The sequence below is a fragment of the Azohydromonas sediminis genome (assembly GCF_003574675.1).
In the GTDB taxonomy this organism is placed as follows: domain Bacteria; phylum Pseudomonadota; class Gammaproteobacteria; order Burkholderiales; family Burkholderiaceae_C; genus Calidifontimicrobium; species Calidifontimicrobium sediminis.
Map to the genome: position 1 here is coordinate 1 of NZ_QOAZ01000059.1, position 7,760 is coordinate 7,760.

Below are 7,760 nucleotides of genomic sequence, written 5' to 3' on the forward strand. Positions count from 1 at the left end.
CAAGATCGCACCGCAGTGGGTCGGTCTGGGCACAGGTGCGCCCGCAGCGGCCCTGGCGGCCGCGTAAGGGGTGCGGAAGATGAGAAATCGACCCGAATCAAGCGCTGCGAAGCGCGCACGAGCCCGTCGCAGCGACATCACCCGCGCAGCAGCGCCGCGTGACGTTCGTTCCTCTGGCTTTGAGGCCAACTCGACGGGCGTCTGCGGCGATCAATTGCCTCTCAGCCTCTGAGACTTCATTTCGGTGGCTCCTTCGGTTGCTTGCGAGGCAACCCGCATGCTCTCGCATGCGGGTCGAAGGAGCCGCCACCTCAGCTCACGCGTTCAACAGACTTTGGGACATCGCCCGCGTCCGTCCTCACTCGGAAAGTGGCCCTTGCTCGAGGGGGGGGTGCATATCGCTGGAGGGCGCCGGGCCTAGATTGAAGAAGAGGCGCCGAGGCCCAATGCCTGGACAAGCTTGGCCAGCTGCTTTCGAGGTTGGTCGCAGACGAACTCCCATGGGGGCACCTGGGCTTCAACGGGAATCTTCAGCAGGGCCTGATGGACGCGCGATAGCGGCACCGTGGCACCCTGTTGGTTCCGGGCGTAGTGACGGACCCGCGTCGTCTTGACCGCGTGGCCCAGCACGCGATCGACGAGCTGCGCGTCCAGCCCAGCTTCTTCGAGCTGTTGTGCCAGCGTGGCGCGGAAGGAGTGAAAGACAAGGCGCCGGCGCTCCCACACGCCAACGGCTTTCGACAAGGCGCGGAAGTCTTGACTCGGGTTCTTGCCGAAGCCGTGCTTCTCGTACCACGCCAGGTCAAACAAGAACTGCTTGTCCTGCTTGATGCGTGCGTTCCGGTATCGCAGCAGACCGAGCCGGATCAGTTCCGGGTGCAGGGGAAGGATGCGTCGGCCGGCCTTCGTCTTGAGTCGCTTCTTTCGCTTCTCGATCGGGATGACCTTTCCATTCTCGTCGCGCTCGTGAGAGGTGATCGACAAGCAAGGAATCTTGCAAACATTCCCGTCGACTTCCACGTCGAGCTCAATCACGTCCTTGACCGTGAGCTGCGCGAGCTCGTTGACCCGGCCACCGGTGTACCGAGCCAGCAGAGGGATGAAGAACCGCGCAGGGTCCTGGGCCGAATGTGCGACGTAGATGTCCGGATGGAAGATGCGGCGCAGGTTGTCTGGAGAGAAGGCGACGTAGCCTTCCGCGTCGTCGTCATCGGGGGCGAGGTCCAGAGCCTGCCGAGCGCCACTGTCCTTGCCGACCGAAACGCCGTCGATGGCCGCTCGCAGTCGGCCGAGTACGTCCGAGTGCAGTTCGCCGCGCTTGTGCAGCCACTCGACGAAGGCGAGCACATGGCTAAGCCTCTTGACGGCGTTCTGGGTTGACTGCGGCTCGCCGCCCGCTTCCAACGCTGCCTTGGCGTCGGTGGTCGCCGTGCGCCGACCTTGCTGCGCTGGAAACCGCCACATGGCATCGATGTAGGCATCGATCCGCGAGGGGCTCAGGCCCGCGAGTGTGAGGTCCCATGCGTCGGCGCCATCGAGCTGCCTTCGTTCATCGCCGACAAGTTCGCGCAGTTGTCGCAGGGACGGTGCATACGTGTACTTGATGGTGGTGGCGGAGTGGTTCCCGCCACGGCCGAGGTGTGCAAGGTAGTCGTGGATGCGGTCTCCGAGCCATACGGACTCGGTGCCCGAAAGCCCTTGAGCCTGCGCGGGCGTTGACGCCTGGCCACGCGCGGTCTCCGCGTCGGTGGGCTGCGGCGCCGAGGGCGCTTGCGTCGCGGGCGCTTGCTGTTCGCGGAAGAACTGAAGAACCCTCTCCAAGTCTGCCGGTCGATCGTGCGGCTGCAACTCGACGCGGCGGATTCGGTTGGTCGCCGGGTCGATGTCGATGACCATGGGCGCAACGCCGTGGCGCACCTGGGCCGGCGCGAAGCCGTGCAGCGGCTCGTGCCCCCGCACAAGGCCGTTCAGGATCCGGTTCAGCCGCTCGTCATCCTCGTCAGTTGCCATCTCAAGACCCAGCACGTACTCGATCGCAGCCCAGAATTTTGTCAAGGTCGATCGGGCAGTTGCTGCAGCCGCCCGCCTATTCCCCGAGCCCGTAGAGATCTTGAACTCGCGTTGCACGCCTGGGTGCAGACGACGCAGAACGGCTGGGGTCAGCAGTCGGACGTACCAGATGCCGTGGCGGGACCGGACCAGGTGCGGTGAGCCTGGCCGGATGCGGTGCCCGCGCGACGGGATGTCGCTTGACGCGAGGCGTAGTTCGGGCGCGGAGGGGGGGCGGGGCGTCGACATGCGCGGCAGAACTTGGACCACTTTGATGGACCACTTCCGCGCACCTGCCGCCGGGGAAGAAAAAAGCCGTTGTGTGACAACGGCTTAGGAAAAACTTGGTGGAGACGAGGAGGATCGAACTCCCGACCTTCGCATTGCGAACGCGACGCTCTCCCAGCTGAGCTACGTCCCCGAAAGAGCGACAGTATAGCAAGCGGCGCGCGCAACCTCGCCGGCTGGCTTCTGGTTTAACAGTTCCGCGGACGACCAACGGGCCAATGAGATTAATTATCACTACAAGTCGGATAGCAGCGGTCTATCCACTGCATAGCCGATTCGTATTGGAAGTCGTCACGCCACTGCGGTAACTTTCGCCCGCGCTGCCGAGGACCGACGCCGTCCTGCAGCCGTTCTTGTCACGCCAACCAAGGAGCAAGAGATGGGCTTGAAAGGATCGAAGACCGAGCAGAACCTGAAGGACGCCTTCGCCGGTGAGTCGATGGCGAACCGTCGCTACCTGTACTTCGCCAACAAGGCCGACGTCGAAGGCCAGAACGACGTGGCCGCGCTGTTCCGCTCGACCGCCGAAGGCGAGACGGGCCACGCCCACGGCCACCTCGAGTTCCTCGAGCAGGTCGGCGACCCGGCCACGGGTCTGCCGATCGGCGCGACGCGCGACAACCTGAAGGCCGCCGTCGCCGGTGAGACGCACGAGTACACCGACATGTACCCGGGCATGGCCAAGACGGCGCGCGAGGAAGGTTTCGACGAGATCGCCGACTGGTTCGAGACGCTGGCCAAGGCCGAGCGTTCGCACGCCAACCGCTACCAGAAGGCCCTCGACGCCCTGGTCGACTGACGCTGATCGACGTGCGCTCGGACAAGGGGCCTTCGCGCCCCTTGTTCGCTTCAGAACAACGACGACACCCCCACACGGCACACCATGCGCGAAGGCAACCTCGAGGCCCCGACCCGGCATCCCATCGACTGGAAGAACCCGTCGTTCTACGACGAGGGCGAGACGTTCAAGGAACTCGAGCGGGTGTTCGACATCTGTCACGGTTGCCGGCGCTGCGTCAGCCTGTGCCACAGCTTCCCGACGCTGTTCGACCTGGTGGACGCCACCGACGACGGCGAGCTGCACGGCGTCAAGAAGGAGGACTACTGGAAGGTCGTCGACCAGTGCTACCTCTGCGACCTGTGCTACATGACGAAGTGCCCCTACGTGCCGCCGCACGAGTGGAACCTCGACTTCCCGCACCTGATGCTGCGCGCGAAGGCGATCAAGTTCAAGAAGGGCGAGGTCAAGGCCAGCGAGAAGTTCCTCGCCAGCACCGACGTGCACGGCCAGTTCGCCGGCATCCCGATCGTCGTGCAGGCCGTCAACGCGATCAACAAGACCAAGTTCGCGCGCAAGCAGATGGACTCGATGCTCGGCGTGCACCCCGACGCGTGGATGCCCGAGCTGGGCACCAAGCGCTTCCGCTGGAGCGCGCCGAAGGCGTCAGCCACCGTCGTCACCAACGGCGAGCGCACGCCGGGCAAGGTGGCCATCTTCTCGACCTGCTACGTCAACTACAACGAGCCGGGCATCGGCTTCGACCTGCTGAAGGTGCTGCAGCACAACGAGATTCCGTACGTGATCGTCGAGAAGGAAAAGTGCTGCGGCATGCCCAAGCTCGAGCTCGGCGACCTCGACGCGGTGGCCGCGCACAAGGAAGTCAACATGCCCGTGCTCGCGAAGTACGCGCGCGAGGGCTACGCGATCCTGTCGGCGGTGCCGAGCTGCACGCTGATGTTCAAGCAGGAGCTGCCGCTGATGTTCCCCGACTGCCCCGATACGCAGGCGGTCAAGGAGGCGATGTGGGACCCGTTCGAGTACCTCGTCGCGCGCCACAAGGACGGTTTGCTGAAGACCGACTTCAAGACGGCACTCGGCAAGGTCAGCTACCACATCCCCTGCCACGGCCGCGTGCAGAACATCGGCAAGAAGACCGAGGAGATGCTCAAGCTGATCGGCACCAAGGTCGAGGTCAAGCTCAACACCGTCGAGCGCTGCTCGGGCCACGCCGGCACGTACGGCGTGAAGACGCCGTACCACAAGATCGCGATGAAGATCGGCAAGCCCGTCTTCAAGGCGATGGCCAAGGACGAGCCCGACTACATCGGCAGCGACTGTCCGATGGCCGGTCACCACATCGACCAGGGCATGCGCGAGGCCGGCACGCCGCCGAAGGCGGTGCAGCATCCGCTGAGCCTCGTGCGCATCGCCTACGGCCTGAGCTGAGGCGAACCCCCGCAACCCCGAAAGGAGACCTCCGATGACGCTGACCCGCGACAGCCTCCTGACGCTGGAGGCCTACGCCAAGATCCGCAAGTCCAGCCGCCCGCAGGCCATCGCGCACCGCAAGCTGCGCAGCGTCGCGCTCGGCGACCACGTGACGGTGCAGTTCGAGGACGAGCAGACGATCCGCCGCCAGATCCAGGAGATGCTGCACATCGAGAAGATCTTCGACGAGGAAGGCATCCAGGGCGAGATCGACGCGTACGCGCCGCTGATTCCCGACGGCACGAACTGGAAGGCGACGATGCTGATCGAGTACCCCGACGTCAACGAGCGCAAGCGCGAGCTCGCGCGGCTGATCGGCATCGAGGACCGCATGTTCGTCGAAGTCGAGGGCCACCCGCGCATCTACGCGATCGCCGACGAGGACCTCGACCGCGAGACCGAGGAGAAGACGTCGTCAGTGCACTTCCTGCGCTTCGAGTTCCCGAAGGCGGCGCGCGAGGCGGTGCGTGCCGGCGCGAGCGTCAAGCTCGGCTGCGACCACACCAACTACCCCGCGCACGTGACGATTCCGCCCGAGACGCTGGCCAGTCTGGCCGGCGATTTCAAGTAAACGCGGCGCACATCAGCGCAGATAGCCCCAGGCGCGCAGCCGCGACGCGGCGTACTGCGCCGCCTGGCCCTGCTGCGTGGCGCGCAGGTAAGCGGCGTACTGCTCGGCGGCCGGACGTTGCTGCCCCATCGCCTCGAGCGAGACCCCTTTGAGGAACGTGATGCCCGGGTCGCCGGGCAGCACGCGCTCGTAGGCCTGCAGCTCGTCGAGGGCCGCGGCCGGCTCGCGCTGCGCGAGCTTGAGCGTGGCCGACAGCTTCATCGCCTGGCCCTCGGTCGGGTAGATGCGGCGCGCCGCCTCGGCGTAGCGGCGCGCCTCGGTCAGCTTGCGCTGCGCCTGCAGGCACTGCGCCATGCGCAGATTGGCCGCGTAGTCGCCGGGCGTGCGGCGCAGCGCCGTGGTGAACTGCTCCTGCGCCGCGCCCCAGTCCTTCCTGGCCATGGCCGTCTCGCCGCGCTGGCAGGCTTCTATCGTCGGCTTGAGCGCGCGCAGCGACGCCGTGCGATCCATGAAGCGCTCGCGTTGCGCACTGGCGCTGCGGGTGGCGGCGTAGCGCGTCTCGGCCAGGCGCTGTGCCGTCTGCACGCGCTCGGCGCTCATCGGGTGCGACGAGAACATCGTCTCGAGCAGGCCGGGCTGGCGCGCGTTCTCGTCGAGCAGCTTGCGGTGCAGCCCGACCATGCCGTCGGCCGGGTAGCCAGCGCGCACCATGTATTCCTGCCCGAGTGCGTCGGCCTCGCGCTCGTGCGAGCGCGAGTAGCGCGCCAGCAGCGCGCTGGCGCCGATCTGGCTGCCCAGACCGATCAGCGGCGTCAAGTCGGAATCGGTGGCGGCCGCGCCGATCGTCAGTCCCATCACCGCGGCCTGCGCCAGCAGCGCCTGGCCCTGCTGCTGCGCAGTGTGGCGCGCGTTGACGTGCGCGAGCTCGTGGCCGAGCAGCGCGGCGAGCTCGGCCTCGCTGTCGAGCTCGACGAGGATGCCGCGCGTGACGCCGACCGACCCGGCGGGGAAGGTGTACGCGTTGACGTAGTTCGCGTTGAGCACGCGGTAGCTGTAGGACACGTCGCGCCGGTGCGCCTGCGCGTCGAGCCGCGCGCCCACGTCGGCGACGTAGGCGTTGACCGGCGCATCCTGGATCGCGCCGAGGTCCTGCGAGAACTGGTGCGGCGACTGCCGGCGGTCGATCTCGCGTTCGTCGTCGGGCGTCAGCCCGGCCAGGATGCGCTCGCCGGTGACCGGCGACGTCGCGCAGCCCGTCAGCGCCGGCGTGGCCACGGCCGCGCCGAACAGCCACAGCGAGTCGCGCCGCGTGAGCCGCCCCTGGCGCAGGCGGCATGCGAAGGCTTCGGCGGGCGGGGCGCGCCGTGCGGATCGGGTCGTGCGCGGGGCCATGGACGCAGATCGGGGAGGGCGGCGGTGGCGGTCTCGTCGGCCGATTCTAGGCAGCGGTGCGGGCCTGGCACATGTCGGCGCTGCAGTGGCGGCCGCGCCACATCTTCACGGTCCGCCACCCAACCGAGGGACTGACGGCACATCCGGTGCGCTCGAAAAATGCATGACATGTTCGCGCGGCACGATGCCGAAGCGGCAAGCGCAGGAGATCGGCGATGACGCACACCCTCAACGTCGGTGCCCCGTCCCGGTTCGTCACCGTGACGGCCTGGGTCTTCATCGTGCTGGCAGGGCTGGCCAGCGTGTGGGCGCTGCTGCAGCATGCGGCGGTGATCTCGCTGGCGACGGGGACCGTGCCCGGCAGCGCGACGCCGTGGATGACCGGCTGGCTGCTCGCGTATGCGCCGTGGGTGCTCGGTGCCGGTCTGGTGCTGTCGGTGGCCACGCTGGCGGCAGCGGTCGGCCTGCTGTGGCGCCTCGATTGGGCGCGGCGTGTCTTCATCGGGCTGCTCGTGCTGGCCGCGGTCGCGAACGTGCTCGGGCTGTGGATCCAGCACGAGGTGGTGGAGTCGCTGGTGCAGAGCACGCTGCAGCGTGCGCCGCTGCCGCCACAGGCGGCCGACGTGTTCGGCGGCTTCGTCACGGCGGCGCGGCTGCTCGCCGCGACGCTGACGCTGGGCGCGTGCGCGCTGCTGGTGTGGATCATCCGCCGCCTGATGTCGCCGGCGGTGCGGCAGGAATTCGCCTGACGCGTCAGGGCGTCAGCGCACGTCGCCGTCGACGTAGTACCAGCGCCCGTCCTCGCGCACGAAGCGGCTCGTCTCGTGCAGGCGCTGGCCGCGCCCGTGCAGCCGGCTGCGCGCGACGAACTCGACCGTCGCGTGATCGGCGTCGAGCACCGTGTGGCGGCGCACCTCGAGGCCGAGCCACTTGACCTGCGGCTCGGGCAGCGGGCGATGTCCCAAAGTCTGTTGAACGCGTGAGCTGAGGTGGCGGCTCCTTCGACCCGCATGCGAGAGCATGCGGGTTGCCTCGCAAGCAACCGAAGGAGCCACCGAGATGAAGTCTCACACGAAGTCGTCGTTGCGGGCCGTGCCCGCTGCGCAGGTTCAGTTCTCGCTGCCCGTGCAGGGCGTGCTGCGCGATGTCCGCCACGCCTTCCTGGGCCTGTGCATCGACGCCGGCCAGAAG

At 67.3% G+C, this 7,760-nt stretch carries 6 protein-coding genes, 1 tRNA gene and 2 pseudogenes; 5 read left to right on the forward strand and 4 right to left on the reverse strand.

From position 1 onward, the window contains the following. Positions 1-417 precede the first annotated feature (417 nt). Both DRV96_RS17240 and DRV96_RS17245 read right to left on the reverse strand, forming a co-directional pair. Entirely contained in the window at positions 418-2,055 is a 1,638-nt protein-coding gene (locus tag DRV96_RS17240) for a site-specific integrase (protein WP_162911126.1), read from the reverse strand. A 339-nt stretch (positions 2,056-2,394) separates the two neighbouring features. Further along, positions 2,395-2,470, reverse strand: a tRNA-Ala gene (locus tag DRV96_RS17245). Positions 2,471-2,716: 246 nt separating this feature from the next. On the opposite strand from DRV96_RS17245, the gene DRV96_RS17250 reads away from it, so the two are divergent. The 3 genes from DRV96_RS17250 (at position 2,717) to DRV96_RS17260 (ending at position 5,177) form a co-directional block, all read left to right on the forward strand. Beyond that, a complete protein-coding gene (locus tag DRV96_RS17250; RefSeq protein ID WP_119293462.1) occupies positions 2,717-3,136 on the forward strand; it encodes a rubrerythrin family protein in 420 nt (139 codons plus the stop codon). An 84-nt stretch (positions 3,137-3,220) separates the two neighbouring features. Further along, a complete protein-coding gene (locus tag DRV96_RS17255) occupies positions 3,221-4,564 on the forward strand; it encodes a (Fe-S)-binding protein (protein ID WP_119293464.1) in 1,344 nt (447 codons plus the stop codon). Between the two features lie 34 nt (positions 4,565-4,598). Then, positions 4,599-5,177: a DUF3501 family protein gene (locus DRV96_RS17260; RefSeq protein WP_119293466.1), complete on the forward strand. Its 579-nt coding sequence runs from the start codon at positions 4,599-4,601 to the stop codon at positions 5,175-5,177. A gap of 12 nt (positions 5,178-5,189) precedes the next feature. On the opposite strand, the gene DRV96_RS17265 is transcribed toward DRV96_RS17260, so the two are convergent. Continuing rightward, complete coding sequence (locus DRV96_RS17265; protein WP_119293468.1) at positions 5,190-6,569, reverse strand: M48 family metalloprotease; 1,380 nt, start codon at positions 6,567-6,569, stop codon at positions 5,190-5,192. Between the two features lie 215 nt (positions 6,570-6,784). Here DRV96_RS17265 and DRV96_RS17270 point away from each other — a divergent pair, with 215 nt between their 5' ends. Next, positions 6,785-7,318, forward strand: a complete 534-nt coding sequence (locus DRV96_RS17270; protein WP_119293470.1) for a hypothetical protein — start codon at positions 6,785-6,787, stop codon at positions 7,316-7,318. A gap of 12 nt (positions 7,319-7,330) precedes the next feature. On the opposite strand, the pseudogene DRV96_RS17275 reads toward DRV96_RS17270, so the two are convergent. Further along, positions 7,331-7,513, reverse strand: a pseudogene (locus DRV96_RS17275) (YchJ family protein); the annotation flags it as partial. Positions 7,514-7,628: 115 nt separating this feature from the next. Between DRV96_RS17275 and DRV96_RS18870 the strand changes: the two are divergent. Then, a pseudogene (locus tag DRV96_RS18870) lies at positions 7,629-7,760 on the forward strand (IS256 family transposase); the annotation flags it as partial.

Bases quoted from the DNA above. Each gene is read 5' to 3' on its own strand.
- DRV96_RS17255 (WP_119293464.1), top strand. From the start codon at position 3,221: ATGCGCGAAGGCAACCTCGAGGCCCCGACCCGGCATCCCATCGACTGG.
- DRV96_RS17265 (WP_119293468.1), bottom strand. From the start codon at position 6,569: ATGGCCCCGCGCACGACCCGATCCGCACGGCGCGCCCCGCCCGCCGAA.
- DRV96_RS17260 (WP_119293466.1), top strand. From the start codon at position 4,599: ATGACGCTGACCCGCGACAGCCTCCTGACGCTGGAGGCCTACGCCAAG.
- DRV96_RS17270 (WP_119293470.1), top strand. From the start codon at position 6,785: ATGACGCACACCCTCAACGTCGGTGCCCCGTCCCGGTTCGTCACCGTG.
- DRV96_RS17250 (WP_119293462.1), top strand. From the start codon at position 2,717: ATGGGCTTGAAAGGATCGAAGACCGAGCAGAACCTGAAGGACGCCTTC.